Raw genomic sequence first — 15,078 nt, forward strand, 5'->3', positions numbered from 1 at the left:
GATGCGCCTCCTGCACCTCGTCGTGATCTGCTCGCTGATCTTCGCGGCGGCCTATGTCTATCGCATCAAGATGGACTCGACGGCACGGGTCGAGCGCGTGCTGCAATTGCGCGCTGAGATCCGCGAGCAGCGCGAGGCCATCGCAGTGTTGCGCGCGGAATGGGCCAAGCTCGACGCGCCGCTGCGGCTGCAAGGGCTGGTCGAACGGCATCTGCCGCTGAAGCCGCTCAACGCCACACAATACGACAGCCTGAAGAATCTGCCGGAGCGGCCGCCGCGATTTGCGCGACCGGACAATCCGGATCCGATCGGATCGATGATCGATGCGATCGACGCGATCAACGAAGAGCCCCCTGTGACCGGATCGGTGCGTCGCCCGGAGGATCAGCAATGAGCGATCAGCCTCGGCCTCACGTCAAGCCGCAGGAGCCCTGGCGGCAGCGACTGGTGCGCACGCTGCTGTATGGGCGCGATGTCGATCGCACTGCCAAGGCGCGCGTGCGCGTCGGCCTCGCGATCGTCGCCTTTGCCGCGGTCTACGCGATCATCGGCGGCCGCCTCGTGATGTTCGCGATCGGCTCGGATGGTCCGAGCGCGCGGCGTGCCGCGCAGCAGGACGCCATCGCCACCGCGCGGCCGGACATCGTCGACCGTCATGGCGCCGTACTCGCAACCGACGTCAAGACGCCGAGCCTGTTCGCCGAGCCGCGCCGCCTCATCGACAAGGACGAGGCGATCGAGCTTCTGACGGCGACCTTGCCGGATCTCGATACGGGCGAGGTCCGCGACCGACTGCTGTCGCGCAAGGGCTTCGTCTGGCTCAAGCGCGAAATGACGCCGAAGCAGCAGCAGGACATTCATCGCCTCGGCCTGCCGGGCATCGGCTTCCTGCGCGAGAACAAGCGCGTCTATCCGACCGGCAACGAGGTGGCCCATCTGATCGGCCTGGTGAACATCGACAACCAGGGCATCGCCGGTATGGAGAAGTGGCTCGACAATCAGGGCCTCGCCGACCTCCATCGCGCCGGCTTCGCCACCGATCGCCTGCAGCGCCCGATCGAGCTCTCGGTCGATCTGCGCGTCGAGCACGCGCTGCGCGATGAGCTGCTCAAGGCCAAGGACAAGTTCAAGGCCAAGGCGGCTTCCGGTCTCGTCGTCAATGTCAGGACCGGCGAGATCATCGCCATGGTCTCGCTGCCGGATTTTGATCCGAACAACCCGAAGGAAGCGCACGATCCCGATCGGATCAACCGCCTGACCACGGGCGTGTACGAAATGGGTTCGACCTTCAAGGCCTTCACCCTGGCGATGGCGCTCGACAGCGGCAAGTATGATCTCAACTCGCTGTGGGATGCGCGCGGACCGCTGCACTACGGCAAGTTTACGATTCACGACGACGAACCAAAGGGCCGCTTCCTCAACATGCGGGAAGTGTTCTACTTCTCGTCCAACGTCGGTGCTGCCAGGATCGCGTTGGCGCAGGGCGTGGACGCGCACAAGGCGTTCCTGCGCAAGATGGGCCAGTTCGACCGGTTGCGCACCGAGTTGCCGGAGAGCGCCTCGCCGATCCTGCCCAAGCGCTGGGCCGAGTTGAACACGGTCACGATCGCGTTCGGTCACGGCATGGCGGTGGCGCCGCTGCAGGGCGTGATGGGTGTCAGCGCGCTGGTCAATGGTGGCTATCTGATCCCGCCGACTTTCATAAAGCGCACCGAGGCAGAGGCGATGCAGGTTGCCAAGCGCGTGATCAAGCCGGAGACCTCGGAGAAGATGCGCTACCTGATGCGTCTGAACGCCGAGGTCGGCACCGCGCGCAAGGCCGACGTGAAGGGCTATTACATCGGCGGCAAGACCGGCACCGCCGAGAAGGTCATCAACGGCCGCTATGCCAAGAAGAAGGTGCTGACCCTCTTCACCGCCGTGATCCCGGCAGACAAGCCAAAATACCAGCTCCTGATCATGCTGGACGAGCCGCAGCCATTGAAGGAAACCTATGGCTTCATCACCTCGGGCTGGAACGCGGTGCCGACCGCTGGCAACGTGATCTCCCGGATCGGGCCGCTGCTGGGAATTGAGCCCCGTTTCGATCTGCCGCCGTCCGACCGCCAAATTCTTGCAGCATCGCGGCTGACACAGTAAGCCGTCGTCGAATCGCGGGCTTTGGAGCTGCCGCCGCCCGGGGCGGGGCCAGGACTGGCACGGAACCAGGATGAAACTTCAGGACCTCCTGGGCGATCAGGCGACGCTCGACGCCCGCATCGCCGCTGTCGAGATCTCCGGCCTCGCGGTGGACAGCCGCGCCGTGCGGCCCGGCGACCTGTTTTTTGCTCTGTCCGGCACCAAGACCGATGGCACCCGCTTCATCGCGGCGGCGATCTCGGCCGGCGCGGTCGCCGTGGCCGGCGCGGCGGGCCCTGGAACGGAGCTGGCCGTGCCATTCATCGCGCTGCCAAACCCTCGGCGGGCGCTCGCGCTCGCTTCATCTCGGTTCTATCCGCGCCAGCCGGCGACCATTGCCGCCGTCACCGGCACCAGCGGCAAGACGTCGGTCGCCGCCTTCACGCGCCAGATCTGGCAGCGCCTCGGCCACAGTTCGGCCAGCATCGGCACCGTCGGGCTGGTGTCGGACAAGCGCACCGTCTACGGCTCGCTGACGACGCCGGATCCGATCGCGCTGCATCGGCAGATCGACGAGATCACGCAGGATGGCGTCACCCATCTGGCGTTCGAGGCCTCGTCGCATGGGCTCGATCAATTCAGGCTCGATGGTGTCAGGGTCTCGGCCGGCGGGTTCACGAACCTGTCGCGCGACCACATGGACTATCATCCGGACATCACTCACTACCTCAACGCCAAGCTGAGGCTGTTCCGCGATCTCGTGCCGCCGGGCGGCCCTGCCGTGATCTCGGCTGATCATGAGTGCTCGCCGGAGGTCATCGCCGCGGCGCAGACACGCGGTCTTCGCCTGATGACGGTGGGAACGCATGGGGACGGCGCTGGAGAGGGCATCCGGCTGGTGGCCACTGCAATCGACGGCTTTGCTCAGCAGCTCCAGATCCAGCATTGCGGCCGCATGCATGCGGTCCGCCTGCCGCTGGTCGGCGCGTTTCAGATCGAGAATGCGCTGGTCGCGGCGGGCCTTGCGATCGGCACCGGCAGCGATCCGCAAGCCGTGTTCGAATCTCTCGAGCAGCTCGAGGGCGCCAGGGGCCGGCTCGAGCTGGTCGGCGAGCACAATGGTGCACCCATCTTCATCGACTACGCGCACAAGCCGGACGCGCTTGCCAAGGCGCTGCACGCGCTGCGGCCCTATGCTGCGCGAAAACTCGTCGTCGTGTTCGGCGCCGGCGGCGACCGTGACACTGGCAAGCGCCCCTTGATGGGCGCGATCGCCGCTGAAGGGGCCGACAGCGTCATCGTCACCGACGACAATCCGCGCAGCGAGGATCCGGCTGCGATCCGCGCCGCGATCCTGGCCGCCGCACCCGGTGCGCGCGAGATCGGCGATCGGGCGGAGGCGATCCAGCTCGCGATTGGCGAGCTGCAGCCCGGCGATGCGCTCGTGATCGCCGGCAAGGGCCACGAGACCGGACAGATCATCGGCAGCAATGTTCTGCATTTCAGCGATCACGAAGCGGTCGCGGACGCGTTGGCATCGAGGACATCATGACGAAGGCGCTGTGGACCGTGGCGGAGGCGGCGCGCGCGCTCGGCCTCGCCGGTGACTATCCGGAGAGCCCGATCGATTTCGTGACGCAGGACAGCCGTGCCGTGAAGCGAGGCAGCCTGTTCGTTGCGCTGAGCGGCACGCCGAGCGGTGGCTTCGTGTCGAGCTTCGCCTCCAGCCGCGACGGCTGGGAGTTTGCGGCCAACGCCGAAGCGGCCGGCGCCGTCGCGATGATCGTGCCGCACAGGATCGACGGCATCACCGTGCCGCAGCTCGTGGTGCAGGACACGCTGATCGATGGATTGTGGACGCTCGCGCGCGCTGCAAGGGCGCGCTTTCATGGCCCGGTGATCGGGCTCACCGGCAGCGCCGGCAAGACCTCGACCAAGGAGTTCATCGCCGCCTATCCCGGAGCGTCAGCCAGCCCGTCGAGCTTCAACAATTTCTGGGGCGTGCCGCTGACGCTGTGCAATGCCGATCCGGGCGCTTCGGTCTGGGTCGTCGAGATGGGCATGAATCAAAAAGGCGAGATCGCGCGGCTGACGGAGCTGTCGCAGCCGACGGTGGCTCTCGTCGTCAACGTGCAGCCGGTGCACCTGGAGAAGCTCGGCAGCCTGGAAGCGATCAGGAAAGAGAAAGTCTCGATCGCGTGCGGGCTGCCGGCTGACGGCGTTCTCGTGCTGCCGGCCGATCTCGCTGCGCCGGAATGGACGGGCAAAGTGATCCGCTTCGGTGGCGGCACTGACGTGCGCGAGCTCGCGCACACCTCGCGCGGCGACAGCTGGGATGTGTCGGCAGACATCGCCGGTCGCGGCGTCGCCTTCACGGTGACGCCGGGGGCGCCGCATCGCCTGCACAATGCGCTGGCGGCGCTCGCCTCCATCGCAGCAGCCGGGCTCGATCCGGCGCTGCTCGCGCCGACGCTCGGCCAGGTCGGCATCATGACGGGCCGCGGCGTCGAGCAGACCATCGGCGACATCGTTCTGATCGACGACAGCTTCAACGGCAATCCGGCCAGCATGGCGGCTGCGCTCGACAGCCTGCAGGCAAGGCCGGTGCGGGGGCGGCGCATTGCCATCATCGGCGACATGCTTGAGCTCGGCGACGAGGCGCCAGCCTATCACGCCGGAATGCTTGGCCATCTCGCTGGTATCGACGGTGTCTATTGCGTCGGTCCGCTGATGCGTCACCTGTTCGACAGCCTGCCGCAAGCGAAGCGGCTCGGCTGGCACGAGGATCCGGTGACGTTGGATCCCGGTCGGGTCGCGGCGCTGCTTGCGCCGGGCGACGTCGTCGTCATCAAGGGCAGCAAGAAGATCTTCTGGGTCAACAAGTTCGTGTCGAAGCTCGCCGCGGCGCTGCAGGGCGTCGGTTGAAATCGGGCGATATCGCGGCGCGGAAGAAGGATAGTTTTCCACTGGTGGCCGAAGCGGTCATGCCGGACGGATCATTCCCGTCGGGCTACGATTCGCACCCGGCCCCGTTCATGGTTAAAAGAGACTGGACCGGATTCGGGCGCGAGCAACCGTGTTGGCGTGGCTTAGTCTCGGTGAGGCGGCATAGGCGGGTTGGATGTTCTACTGGTTGATCGAGCTGACGAATACGTTTCCGAGCCTTTCGGTGTTTCGCGGGCTCTTGAACGTGTTCCGTTACATCACCTTCCGGACCGGCGGCGCCGTCGTCACCGGCGCGCTGTTCGTGTTCCTGTTCGGCCCCTGGATCATCGATCATCTCAGGCTGCGTCAAGGCAAAGGCCAGCCGATCCGCACCGACGGCCCGCAATCGCATATCATCAGCAAGAAGGGCACGCCCACGATGGGCGGGCTGATGATCCTCTCGGGGCTCGTCGTCTCCACCGTGCTGTGGGCCAATCCGCTCAATCCCTATGTCTGGATCGTGCTCGCGGTCACGCTCGGCTTCGGCTTCGTCGGCTTCTATGACGACTATCTGAAGGTCACCAAGCAGTCGCATTCGGGCTTCGCTGGCCGCCTCAGGTTGCTGATCGAGGCTGCAATCGCGCTGGTCGCCTGTTATGCGCTGGTTCGCCTCGGCCGCGATCCATCCTCGACAGGGCTGGCGATTCCCTTCTTCAAGGACCTCGTCTTCAAGTTCGGCTGGCTCTATGTCATCTTTGGCGCCTTCGTCATCGTCGGCGCAGGCAATGCCGTCAACCTGACCGATGGCCTCGACGGCCTTGCGATCGTGCCGGTGATGATTGCCTCGGCGAGCTTCGGTCTGATCGCCTACCTCGTCGGCAATGCCGTGTTCTCCGACTATCTGCAGATCCATTATGTCGCGGGCACCGGCGAGCTTGCCGTGCTGTGCGGCGCGGTGCTCGGCGCCGGGCTCGGCTTCCTCTGGTTCAACGCTCCGCCGGCCTCGATCTTCATGGGCGACACCGGCTCATTGGCACTTGGCGGCATGCTCGGCTCGATCGCGGTCGCGGTGAAGCACGAGATCGTGCTGGCTGTCATCGGCGGCCTGTTCGTGCTGGAGGCCGTGTCGGTGATCGTGCAGGTGGCCTCGTTCAAGCTGACCGGGAAGCGCATCTTCAAGATGGCGCCGATCCATCACCATTTCGAACAGCTCGGCTGGACCGAGCCGCAGATCGTGATCCGGTTCTGGATCATCTCGGTGATGCTGGCGCTGGTCGGTCTCTCGACGTTGAAGCTGCGCTGATGGGTCCGTATGCCATGGATTGTCATTCCGGGGCGCGCGCAGCGCGAACCCGGAATCCCGAGATTGCGGATCAGCGCTGCGCGGTGTCCGGAACGACGGAGTTCTTCCCATGATCCCCGTCACCTCATTCGCCGGCAAGACCGTCGCCGTGTTCGGACTCGGCGGCTCGGGGCTGGCTTCGTGTCATGCCCTGCGGGCCGGCGGCGCCGAAGTGATCGCGGCCGACGACGGCGCCGATCGGATGACGGCAGCGGCGAAGGCGGGTTTCATCACCGCCGATCTGCGCACCGTCTCCTGGGCGAACTTCGCCGCGCTGGTGTTGGCGCCGGGCGTGCCGCTGACCCATCCCGTGCCGCATTGGAGCGTGCTCAGGGCACGCGAGGCCGGCGTCGAGGTGATCGGCGACATCGAGCTGTTCTGTCGCGAGCGCAGGCGGCACGCGCCGGATGCGCCGTTCGTCGCCATCACCGGCACCAACGGCAAGTCGACCACGACCGCGCTGATCGCGCATCTGATGCGCGTCGCCGGCTACGACACCCAGATGGGCGGCAATATCGGCACCGCGATCCTGTCCCTCGAGCCGCCGCGCATGGGCCGCGTCCACGTCATCGAGATGTCGTCCTACCAGATCGACCTCACGCCCTCGCTCGATCCGAGCGTCGGCATCCTCATCAACGTCAGCGAGGACCATCTGGACCGTCACGGCACGATCGAGAACTACGCGGCCGTGAAGGAGCGCCTTGTCGCCGGCGTGAAGCCGCAAGGCACCGCGATTGTCGGCGTCGACGACGGTTTTTCGCGCGCGATCGCCGACCGGCTCGACCAGGCCGGCAAGCGCGTCGTGCGCATCTCGGTCAAGAATCCGCTGGCTGACGGGCTGTATGTCGAGCACGAGACCATCCTGCGCAGCGCTGGCGGGGCGCGCAGCGAGGTTGTGCGGCTCGGCGGCATCGGCTCGCTGCGCGGCCAGCACAATGCGCAGAATGCGGCCTGCGCGGCGGCGACTGCGCTCGCGCTCGGTGTCAAGGAGGACGTCCTGCAGCAGGGGTTGCGCAGCTTTCCCGGCCTGGCGCATCGCATGGAGCAGGTCGGCCGCCGAGCCAACGTGCTGTTCGTCAACGACTCCAAGGGCACCAATGCGGATGCGACCGCGCATGCGCTGTCGTCCTTCGCCGACATCTTCTGGATCGCCGGCGGCAAGCCGAAGGCCGGCGGCATCACCAGCCTCGCGGGCTTCTTCCCGCGCATCCGCAAGGCCTATCTGATCGGCGAGGCGGCCGCGGAGTTCGCCGGCACGCTCGGTGACAAAGTGGCGCACGAGATGTCCGGCACGCTCGAGGTCGCGGTGGCGCAGGCGGCTGCAGACGCTGAAGCCTCCGGCCTGAAGGAGGCCGTGGTCCTGCTGTCGCCGGCCTGCGCTTCGTTCGACCAATTCCGCAATTTCGAGATCCGCGGCACGCGCTTCCGCGAGCTGGTGCAGGCTCTGCCGGGCGTGAAGCCGGTGGCGTAGCTTCATCGCGACGGTACGGTGTGTTGGATTCTCCTCTGCGCGGAGGATGACGGTGTTTGCTCAGCAGGCCGGACGCTTGAACGATACGACGCGCATCTGCAGCAGCACACACCGGTGTCGTCCCGGCGAACGCCGGGACCCATACCCCCATGAAGCGGTTTGAGGCACGCGGGTCGTTGGCATTTTGTCCGTTCACGATGGCCGCGGCGTATGGGTCCCGGATCGGCGCCGCGACGCGCTGGCGCGTCACGGCTTGTCCGGGACGACAGCGGAGGAATCCTTAACCCTTCAATAACCATCCTGGGCGCCAATGGGCTGATTTCATAAGGCCTCAGGTGGACGCCCGATGCTCTCCCGTGAAGAACGCAATCCGCTGTCCGACTGGTGGTGGACGGTGGACCGCCCGCTGCTCGGCGCCATCCTCGCCTTGATGCTGTGCGGGGTGATCCTGTCGCTGGCGGCCAGCCCTCCGGTCGCGACCCGGATCGGGCTCGATCCGTTCCACTTCTTCAACCGCCACGTCCTGTTCCTGCTGCCGTCCTTCATCGTGCTGATCGGCGTGTCGTTCCTGTCGCCGCGCCAGATCCGGCGCAGCGCGCTGGTGGTGTTCGCGGTCGCCATCGTGCTGATCGTGCTGACGCTCGCGATCGGGCCGGAGGTGAAAGGCTCGCGGCGCTGGATCACGCTGATCGGCGTCAACATCCAGGCGTCCGAGGCCGCGAAGCCGGCCTTCGTCGTGGTTTCCGCCTGGCTGTTCTCGGAATCGGCGCGGCGGCCCGACATGCCGGCGACCACGATGGCGCTGGTGCTGCTGATGATGCTCGTGTCGCTCTTGGTGATGGAGCCGGATTTCGGCCAGACCATGCTGGTCCTGATGGTCTGGGGCTCGCTGTTCTTCATCGCCGGCATGCGCATGATCTGGGTCGCGGGCCTCGCCGGCGCCGCGGCCGCTGGTCTGTTCGGCGCCTATCTGCTGGTCCCGCACGTCGCCGGCCGCATCAAGCGCTTCATGAACCCGGCATCGGGCGACACCTTCCAGGTCGACACCGCGATGGAGGCGTTCTCCAACGGCGGCTGGTTCGGGCTGGGGCCGGGCGAGGGCATCGCCAAGCGCAGCCTGCCGGACAGCCACACCGATTTCGTGTTCGCGGTCGCCGCCGAGGAGTTCGGCATCATCCTGTGCCTGGCGCTGGTCGCGCTGTTCGCCTTCATCGTGATCCGCACGCTGTCGCGCGCCTATGCGACCGAGGACGGCTTTGCGCGCTTCGCGGCCTCGGGTCTGGCGATCCTGTTCGGCATCCAGGCCGCCATCAACATCTCCGTCAACCTGCAGCTGATCCCGGCCAAGGGCATGACCTTGCCCTTCATCTCCTACGGTGGCTCCTCGATCGTGTCGCTGGCCTATGGCGTCGGCATGATGCTGGCGCTGACCCGACAGCGGCCGCGGATGGAGGTCGAGGCCGGCGACGCAGCCGGCGCGCTGCGCAATTACGCCTAGGCCGCCTGGCTCGCAATGACCGCACATTGCCTGTAAACAAGCGCATGACCTCAACCGCGCCTCTCATTCTGCTCGCGGCCGGCGGCACCGGCGGCCATCTGTTTCCTGCTGAAGCGCTCGGCGTCGAGCTGATCAGGCGCGGCTATCGCGTCCGTCTCGTCACCGATGAGCGCGCGCTGCGATACAGCGGCCTGTTCACCCCGGACATGATCGACGTGGTGCCGAGCGAGACCGTGCGCAGCCGTTCGCCGTTGGCGCTGGCCCGCACCGCGCTGCTGCTCGGCAGCGGCACCATCGCGGCCTTCAACCTGATGCGGCGGCTCAAGCCCGCGGCCGTGATCGGCTTCGGCGGCTATCCGACCGTGCCGCCGCTGCTGGCGGCGCGGCTCGCCGGCGTGCCCAGCCTGATCCACGACGCCAACGCTGTGCTCGGCCGCGCCAACCGTTTCCTGTCCGCGCATGTGAAGGCGATCGCGACCTCGCTGCCTGGCGTGCTCGACCGCGATCCCGCGCTTTCGGCGAAGACCACCACGGTCGGCACGCCGATGCGTCCCGCCATCCTCGAAGCGGCGGCCGTGCCCTATGTGGCGCCGGAGACTTCGGGCCCGTTGCGGCTGCTCGTCGTCGGCGGCAGCCAGGGCGCGCGCATCATGAGCGACATCGTGCCCGGCGCGATCGAGCGGCTGGAGCCGGCCCTCTGGGGCCGACTGGTGCTGACCCAGCAGGTGCGGCAGGAGGACATGGCGCGGGTGCGCGCGGTCTATGACCGGCTCAAGATCAATGCCGACCTGCAACCCTTCTTCACCGACCTGCCGGCGCGGCTTGCCGCCAATCATCTCGTGATCTCGCGTTCCGGCGCCGGCACGGTGGCCGAGCTCGCCGCGATCGGCCGTCCTTCGATCCTGGTGCCGCTGCCCGGCGCCATCGACCAGGACCAGTTCGCCAATGCCGGCGTGCTCTCGGACGCGAATGCCGCGATCCGGATCGTGCAGTCCGAATTCACACCCGCCCGGCTGGCGTCGGAGATCTCGGCGTTGGCCGCCGAGCCTGCGCGGCTTGCTGCGATGGCCCAGGCTGCGCGCGCGGCCGGGCGGCTCGATGCCGCCGAGCGGCTGGCCGACCTCGTGATCAGGACGGCGGCGCTCTAGTTGATCGAGTGCGCGGTGATGCGATGACGAACCAGAGCGATGACCAGGGCGCCATCGCGGCGGATGATCATCCGATGCGTTTGCGACGCCATCCGTCCTTCGTGTCCGTGTTCGTCGGATTTTGCGATCAGCTGATTGCGCCCCTGCGTGGCCAGCGCCTGATGATCAAACTGTTCGGTCAGCGCGCCCCGACGGAGATCGTCGCACACATCGTGATGATGCACATGTCGGCGCGCAAGTCGGCCGAGCGGCCGACCCTGACGCGCCTGCAGATGCGGCTGCCGGGACCGCGGCAGACGGCGGCGTTCGTCGCGCTGTTGCGCGGTCTGTCGCTGGTGACCGTCGAGCGCGATCCCGGGGACGCCCGCATCCGCTATCTGGTGCCAGGCGCCGTCATCCTCGAGGGTCTGCGAGGCTGGCTTGCCATGCATCTGGATTGCCACGCGCGGTTGACGCATGCCGACGGACTGAGCCTTCGTCTGCAGGACGACGCCGCGTTCTACGCGGAGACGATCCGGCAATGTGCGAGCTGGCTCTGCCGCGACAACCGGCCCCTGACGGGATTTCCCGATCTCGCCTGGACCGACGAGCACGACAGCGGCATCCATCTGGCGCTGACACTCGTCGCCCGTTCCGCCGCTGGGCGCGAGGCCGTCGAGATTTCGACGGCGGAGCTCGCGACCTCGCTGGGCGTCTCGCGCTCCCATATCCGCAATCTGCTGGCGACAATGGAGGAGCGCGGTCTGTTGCGCTTTGGCGACGGACGCCGGCATCTGACGCTGATGCCGGGTTTCGTGGCTTCCGTGGAGGCCTGGTTCTGCCACCAGGTGTGCTGGCTCGCGGCCGCAGCCGCGCGTGCGGATCGCGCGCTGCAGCCAGCTTGATGCGTCAGATCATCGTGACCCGGCCGGTGCCGATGTCATAGATGCCGCCGACGATCTTCACCTTGCCCTCGGCGACCATGCGGCCGACGATCGGCTTGGCGGTCGACAGGCGCCGGACGTTGTTGCGCACGTTCTCCGCGGTGGCTTCGGCCAGCAGATCCTGTGGCTTCTTCGCGATCGCAGCCTCGACGCCGGGTTTGAGCGCATTGATCAGAGCGGGCAGGTGGCCTGGCAGCTTGGTGCCGTCCTTGAGCACCTTGATCGTGGCATCGATGGCGCCGCAGCCGCTGTGACCAAGCACCAGCACGAGAGGCGTACCGAGGAACTTGACGCCATATTCGAGGCTGGCGAGACCGTCGTCGTTGACGAAATTGCCGGCAACCCGGACCACGAACAGCTCACCAGGCGCCTGATCGAACACCAGCTCCGGCGCGACCCGGGAATCTGCGCAGCTCACGATCGCGGCGATCGGGTATTGGGCCGCGGCGCGCGCTGCCCGGCCGGCCGAGAAATCCTTGTTGTCGAGATTGCCGGCGACATAGCGCGCGTTGCCATCGACGATGCGCTTCATCGCGTCATCCGGAGAGATGGCGTTGGGGCGCGTCGCGCTGTCGCTGGTCTGCTTGGCTTCCTTCGCAAGCGCCGGAAGCGCGCCGAGCGCCGCGGCAGCCAGCACTGCGCCGCCGCCGAGCAGCCGACGGCGGGACAATACGGGAGGGTGCGTTTCACACAGCGAGCACATCGGCGGGGATTCTCCATCAAGAGTTGAAAGATGCGCGACCGGCACGCCGGCCGCAGCACTACCCATGCCACGCGAACTGACGCGGTGAACGCGCAAAAATTGCAGGTATCCCGTTGGGACGGGTTTGCGTGGGATCGCGCTTAACAATTTGTGAAGCGGGCATCCCCGGCGGGAACTGCTCGCCCATCGCGGCCGCGAAGCTGCCAAAATCGGCCAAAACCGGGCGGACGCCTGCGAATTTGGCGATGTTTACGGCTGGAGCGGACTTGTCCAGGCCGGTCATGTCTTGCAAGAAGGGCTGATGATTCGCGGTCGCGCCCCTCCGCCGGGCGCCCGGAACCCTTGAGACGAGACGCCCCATGAGACTGCCGCGCGAGATCGGACCCATCCACTTCGTCGGGATCGGCGGCATCGGCATGAGCGGCATCGCCGAGGTGCTGTGCAATCTCGGCTACACGGTGCAGGGTTCGGACGCCTCGGACAATGCCAACGTCGCACGCCTGCGCGACAAGGGCATCACCGTCAGCGTCGGCCACAAGGCCGAGAACATCGCCGGTGCCGACGTCGTCGTCGTCTCGACCGCGATCAAGCGCGACAATCCCGAGCTGATGGCCGCGCGCGCCCAGCGCATCCCCGTGGTCCGCCGCGCCGAGATGCTGGCCGAGTTGATGCGGCTGAAGAGCTGCGTCGCCATCGCCGGCACCCATGGCAAGACTACGACCACCTCGATGGTCGCGGCGCTGCTTGATGCCGGCGGGCTCGATCCCACCGTCATCAATGGCGGCATCATCAATGCCTACGGCACCAATGCGCGGCTCGGCGGCGGCGAGTGGATGGTGGTCGAGGCGGACGAGAGCGACGGCACCTTCCTGAAGCTGCCGGCGGATGTCGCCATCGTCACCAATGTCGATCCCGAGCATCTCGATCACTTCAAGACCTTCGACGCCGTGCAGGAGGCGTTCCGCACCTTCGTCGAGAACGTGCCGTTCTACGGCTTTGCCGTGATGTGCATCGATCACCCGGTGGTGCAAACGCTGGTCGGCAAGATCGAGGACCGCCGGATCATCACCTACGGCGTCAACCCGCAGGCCGATGTGCGCCTCGTCGATCTCACGCCGATGGGCGGCGGCTCCCGCTTCAAGGTGGTGTTCCGCGATCGCAAGAGCGGCGCGACGCACGAGATTCCCGACATCGAGCTGCCGATGCCCGGCCGGCACAACGCCTCGAACGCAACAGCGGCGATCGCGGTCGCGCGCGAGCTCGGCCTGTCCGACGAGGCGATCCGCAAGGCGATTGCCGGCTTCGGCGGCGTCAAGCGCCGCTTCACCCGCACCGGCGAGTGGAACGGCGTGACCGTGATCGACGATTACGGCCATCACCCGGTCGAGATCGCGGCCGTGCTGAAGGCAGCGCGCGAATCGACCAACGGCAAGATCATCGCCGTGGTGCAGCCGCATCGCTACACAAGGCTGCAGTCGCTGTTCGAGGAGTTCTGCACCTGCTTCAACGACGCCGACGCAGTCGTCGTCGCCGATGTCTATCCGGCTGGCGAGGCGCCGATCGAGGGCATCGATCGCGACCATTTCGTGCTCGGCCTGCGCGCCCACGGCCATCGCGACGTGGTGCCGCTGCCGAAGGCCGCGGACCTCGCCGGCATCGTCAAGGGCCTCGCCAAGCCGGGCGATCTCGTCGTCTGCCTCGGCGCCGGCAACAACATCACACAATGGGCCTACGCGCTGCCCAACGAGCTCAAGGCGCTGGGGTGACCAGGTGAGCTTGACGAAGCGGGTCCCTGCCACACGGCACGCTCTGCTCTCTCTCCCCTTGTGGGGGAGAGGTGGAGAGGGGCGTACCACGCACGCCGGCGCCTGGGGCTCACCTCCCTCCCTGACCCTCCCCCACAAGGGAGGAGGGAACGGAGAGTGCGTGCCGACCCTGACGATGTCGGGGCACGATGCGAGAGCGGCCGCATGACCTTCCCCGACATCACCCCCGACCTCAAAGCCGCAATGCCGGAGCTGCGCGGGCGGCTGCTGGCCAATGAGAGCCTGGCGCCGCTCACATGGTTTCGCGTCGGCGGTCCGGCGCAGGTGTTGTTCACGCCGGCCGATGCCAACGACCTCGCTTATTTCCTGAGGCGGCTTCCAGCCGATCTGCCGGTCACCGTCATCGGCGTCGGCTCCAACCTCATCGTGCGCGACGGCGGGGTGCCCGGCATCGTCATCCGCTTGGCGCCGCGCGCGTTCGGTGAGGTCAAGGCGGAAGGCGACATCGTCACGGCCGGGACGGCTGCGCTCGATAAGCGCGTGGCCGAGGTCGCAGCCTCCGCCAATCTCGCCGGCCTCGAATTCCTGTCCGGCATCCCCGGCACGATCGGCGGCGCGTTGCGGATGAATGCCGGCGCCAATGGCGGCGAGACCAAGGACATCCTGGTCGAGGCGATTGCGATCGACCGCAGCGGGGAGACCCGTCTCTTCAACAATGCCGAGATGAAGTTCACCTACCGCGCGAGCGGCGCCGATCCGTCGCTGATCTTCACGGCAGCGCGCTTCCGCGGCACGCCGTCGGCGCCGGAGGCGATCCGGGCGCGCATGGCCGAGGTGCAGGCGCATCGCGAGACCGCCCAGCCGATCCGCGAGAAGACCGGCGGCTCGACCTTCAAGAATCCGCCGGGACATTCCGCCTGGAAGCTGGTCGATTCCGCGGGCTGCCGCGGCCTCGAGGTCGGCGGCGCCCAGGTTTCCGAAATGCACTGCAACTTCCTGATCAACACCGGCGATGCCACGGCCGAGGACATCGAGACGCTCGGCGAGGCCGTGCGTGCGCGGGTCAAGGCGAGTTCGGGCATCGAGCTGCAGTGGGAGATCAAGCGGATTGGAATCAAGGCGAGCTGATCGCCCCGCCTGCTCACGTGACGTCAGCGCAATCGCGACCGCGGTTGTGAGATCAA

At 66.9% G+C, this 15,078-nt stretch carries 13 protein-coding genes; 11 read left to right on the plus strand and 2 right to left on the minus strand.

The window, feature by feature from the left end:
- The first annotated feature begins 1 nt into the window (after position 1).
- From QW881_RS01865 to QW881_RS01905, 9 genes are all read left to right on the plus strand, one after another.
- Complete coding sequence (locus QW881_RS01865) at positions 2 to 394, plus strand: hypothetical protein (RefSeq protein ID WP_315713444.1); 393 nt, start codon at positions 2 to 4, stop codon at positions 392 to 394.
- On the plus strand, positions 391 to 2,139 hold the full coding sequence (locus tag QW881_RS01870; RefSeq protein ID WP_315755072.1) for a penicillin-binding protein 2: 1,749 nt from the start codon (positions 391 to 393) through the stop codon (positions 2,137 to 2,139). The genes QW881_RS01865 and QW881_RS01870 overlap by 4 nt, the downstream gene beginning before the upstream one ends.
- A gap of 70 nt (positions 2,140 to 2,209) precedes the next feature.
- A complete protein-coding gene (locus QW881_RS01875) occupies positions 2,210 to 3,670 on the plus strand; it encodes a UDP-N-acetylmuramoyl-L-alanyl-D-glutamate--2,6-diaminopimelate ligase (protein ID WP_315755073.1) in 1,461 nt (486 codons plus the stop codon).
- Positions 3,667 to 5,043 carry a UDP-N-acetylmuramoyl-tripeptide--D-alanyl-D-alanine ligase gene (gene murF, locus QW881_RS01880; protein WP_315755074.1) on the plus strand — a complete coding sequence of 459 codons (1,377 nt, stop codon included), beginning with the start codon at positions 3,667 to 3,669 and terminating at the stop codon, positions 5,041 to 5,043. The genes QW881_RS01875 and murF overlap by 4 nt, the downstream gene beginning before the upstream one ends.
- A gap of 196 nt (positions 5,044 to 5,239) precedes the next feature.
- Complete coding sequence (mraY, locus tag QW881_RS01885) at positions 5,240 to 6,346, plus strand: phospho-N-acetylmuramoyl-pentapeptide-transferase (RefSeq protein ID WP_315755076.1); 1,107 nt, start codon at positions 5,240 to 5,242, stop codon at positions 6,344 to 6,346.
- Positions 6,347 to 6,455: 109 nt separating this feature from the next.
- Positions 6,456 to 7,856 (plus strand): UDP-N-acetylmuramoyl-L-alanine--D-glutamate ligase, encoded by a 1,401-nt coding sequence (gene murD / locus QW881_RS01890; protein ID WP_315755077.1) that lies wholly within the window; start codon positions 6,456 to 6,458, stop codon positions 7,854 to 7,856.
- Positions 7,857 to 8,202: 346 nt separating this feature from the next.
- Positions 8,203 to 9,354 (plus strand): putative lipid II flippase FtsW, encoded by a 1,152-nt coding sequence (ftsW, locus tag QW881_RS01895; protein WP_315736776.1) that lies wholly within the window; start codon positions 8,203 to 8,205, stop codon positions 9,352 to 9,354.
- A gap of 44 nt (positions 9,355 to 9,398) precedes the next feature.
- Positions 9,399 to 10,502 (plus strand): undecaprenyldiphospho-muramoylpentapeptide beta-N-acetylglucosaminyltransferase, encoded by a 1,104-nt coding sequence (murG, locus tag QW881_RS01900; RefSeq protein WP_315755079.1) that lies wholly within the window; start codon positions 9,399 to 9,401, stop codon positions 10,500 to 10,502.
- A 23-nt stretch (positions 10,503 to 10,525) separates the two neighbouring features.
- The gene (locus QW881_RS01905; RefSeq protein WP_315755080.1) at positions 10,526 to 11,386 is read left to right on the plus strand and encodes a helix-turn-helix domain-containing protein; all 861 of its coding nucleotides are present in this window, start codon (positions 10,526 to 10,528) and stop codon (positions 11,384 to 11,386) included.
- 4 nt (positions 11,387 to 11,390) lie between these two features.
- Here the strand turns inward: QW881_RS01905 and QW881_RS01910 are convergent, their stop codons facing one another.
- Both QW881_RS01910 and QW881_RS01915 read right to left on the minus strand, forming a co-directional pair.
- Positions 11,391 to 12,128, minus strand: a complete 738-nt coding sequence (locus QW881_RS01910) for a carbonic anhydrase (RefSeq protein ID WP_315755081.1) — start codon at positions 12,126 to 12,128, stop codon at positions 11,391 to 11,393.
- A 58-nt stretch (positions 12,129 to 12,186) separates the two neighbouring features.
- Complete coding sequence (locus tag QW881_RS01915; protein ID WP_315755083.1) at positions 12,187 to 12,411, minus strand: hypothetical protein; 225 nt, start codon at positions 12,409 to 12,411, stop codon at positions 12,187 to 12,189.
- 76 nt (positions 12,412 to 12,487) lie between these two features.
- Between QW881_RS01915 and murC the strand changes: the two genes are divergently transcribed.
- Together murC and murB are read left to right on the plus strand one after the other, a co-directional pair.
- Positions 12,488 to 13,894 (plus strand): UDP-N-acetylmuramate--L-alanine ligase, encoded by a 1,407-nt coding sequence (gene murC, locus QW881_RS01920; protein ID WP_315755084.1) that lies wholly within the window; start codon positions 12,488 to 12,490, stop codon positions 13,892 to 13,894.
- A 204-nt stretch (positions 13,895 to 14,098) separates the two neighbouring features.
- Positions 14,099 to 15,022 (plus strand): UDP-N-acetylmuramate dehydrogenase, encoded by a 924-nt coding sequence (murB, locus tag QW881_RS01925; protein ID WP_315755085.1) that lies wholly within the window; start codon positions 14,099 to 14,101, stop codon positions 15,020 to 15,022.
- Positions 15,023 to 15,078: the final 56 nt, after the last annotated feature.

The sequence above is a fragment of the Bradyrhizobium sp. SZCCHNS3016 genome, from assembly GCF_032484535.1.
Lineage (GTDB): Bacteria > Pseudomonadota > Alphaproteobacteria > Rhizobiales > Xanthobacteraceae > Bradyrhizobium.

Coding starts and splice junctions, on each gene's coding strand:
- QW881_RS01875 (WP_315755073.1), top strand. CDS start 2,210: ATGAAACTTCAGGACCTCCTGGGCGATCAGGCGACGCTCGACGCCCGC.
- murD (WP_315755077.1), top strand. CDS start 6,456: ATGATCCCCGTCACCTCATTCGCCGGCAAGACCGTCGCCGTGTTCGGA.
- ftsW (WP_315736776.1), top strand. CDS start 8,203: ATGCTCTCCCGTGAAGAACGCAATCCGCTGTCCGACTGGTGGTGGACG.
- QW881_RS01910 (WP_315755081.1), bottom strand. CDS start 12,128: ATGTGCTCGCTGTGTGAAACGCACCCTCCCGTATTGTCCCGCCGTCGG.
- murF (WP_315755074.1), top strand. CDS start 3,667: ATGACGAAGGCGCTGTGGACCGTGGCGGAGGCGGCGCGCGCGCTCGGC.
- mraY (WP_315755076.1), top strand. CDS start 5,240: ATGTTCTACTGGTTGATCGAGCTGACGAATACGTTTCCGAGCCTTTCG.
- murC (WP_315755084.1), top strand. CDS start 12,488: ATGAGACTGCCGCGCGAGATCGGACCCATCCACTTCGTCGGGATCGGC.
- QW881_RS01870 (WP_315755072.1), top strand. CDS start 391: ATGAGCGATCAGCCTCGGCCTCACGTCAAGCCGCAGGAGCCCTGGCGG.
- QW881_RS01915 (WP_315755083.1), bottom strand. CDS start 12,411: ATGACCGGCCTGGACAAGTCCGCTCCAGCCGTAAACATCGCCAAATTC.
- QW881_RS01905 (WP_315755080.1), top strand. CDS start 10,526: ATGACGAACCAGAGCGATGACCAGGGCGCCATCGCGGCGGATGATCAT.
- QW881_RS01865 (WP_315713444.1), top strand. CDS start 2: ATGCGCCTCCTGCACCTCGTCGTGATCTGCTCGCTGATCTTCGCGGCG.
- murG (WP_315755079.1), top strand. CDS start 9,399: ATGACCTCAACCGCGCCTCTCATTCTGCTCGCGGCCGGCGGCACCGGC.
- murB (WP_315755085.1), top strand. CDS start 14,099: ATGACCTTCCCCGACATCACCCCCGACCTCAAAGCCGCAATGCCGGAG.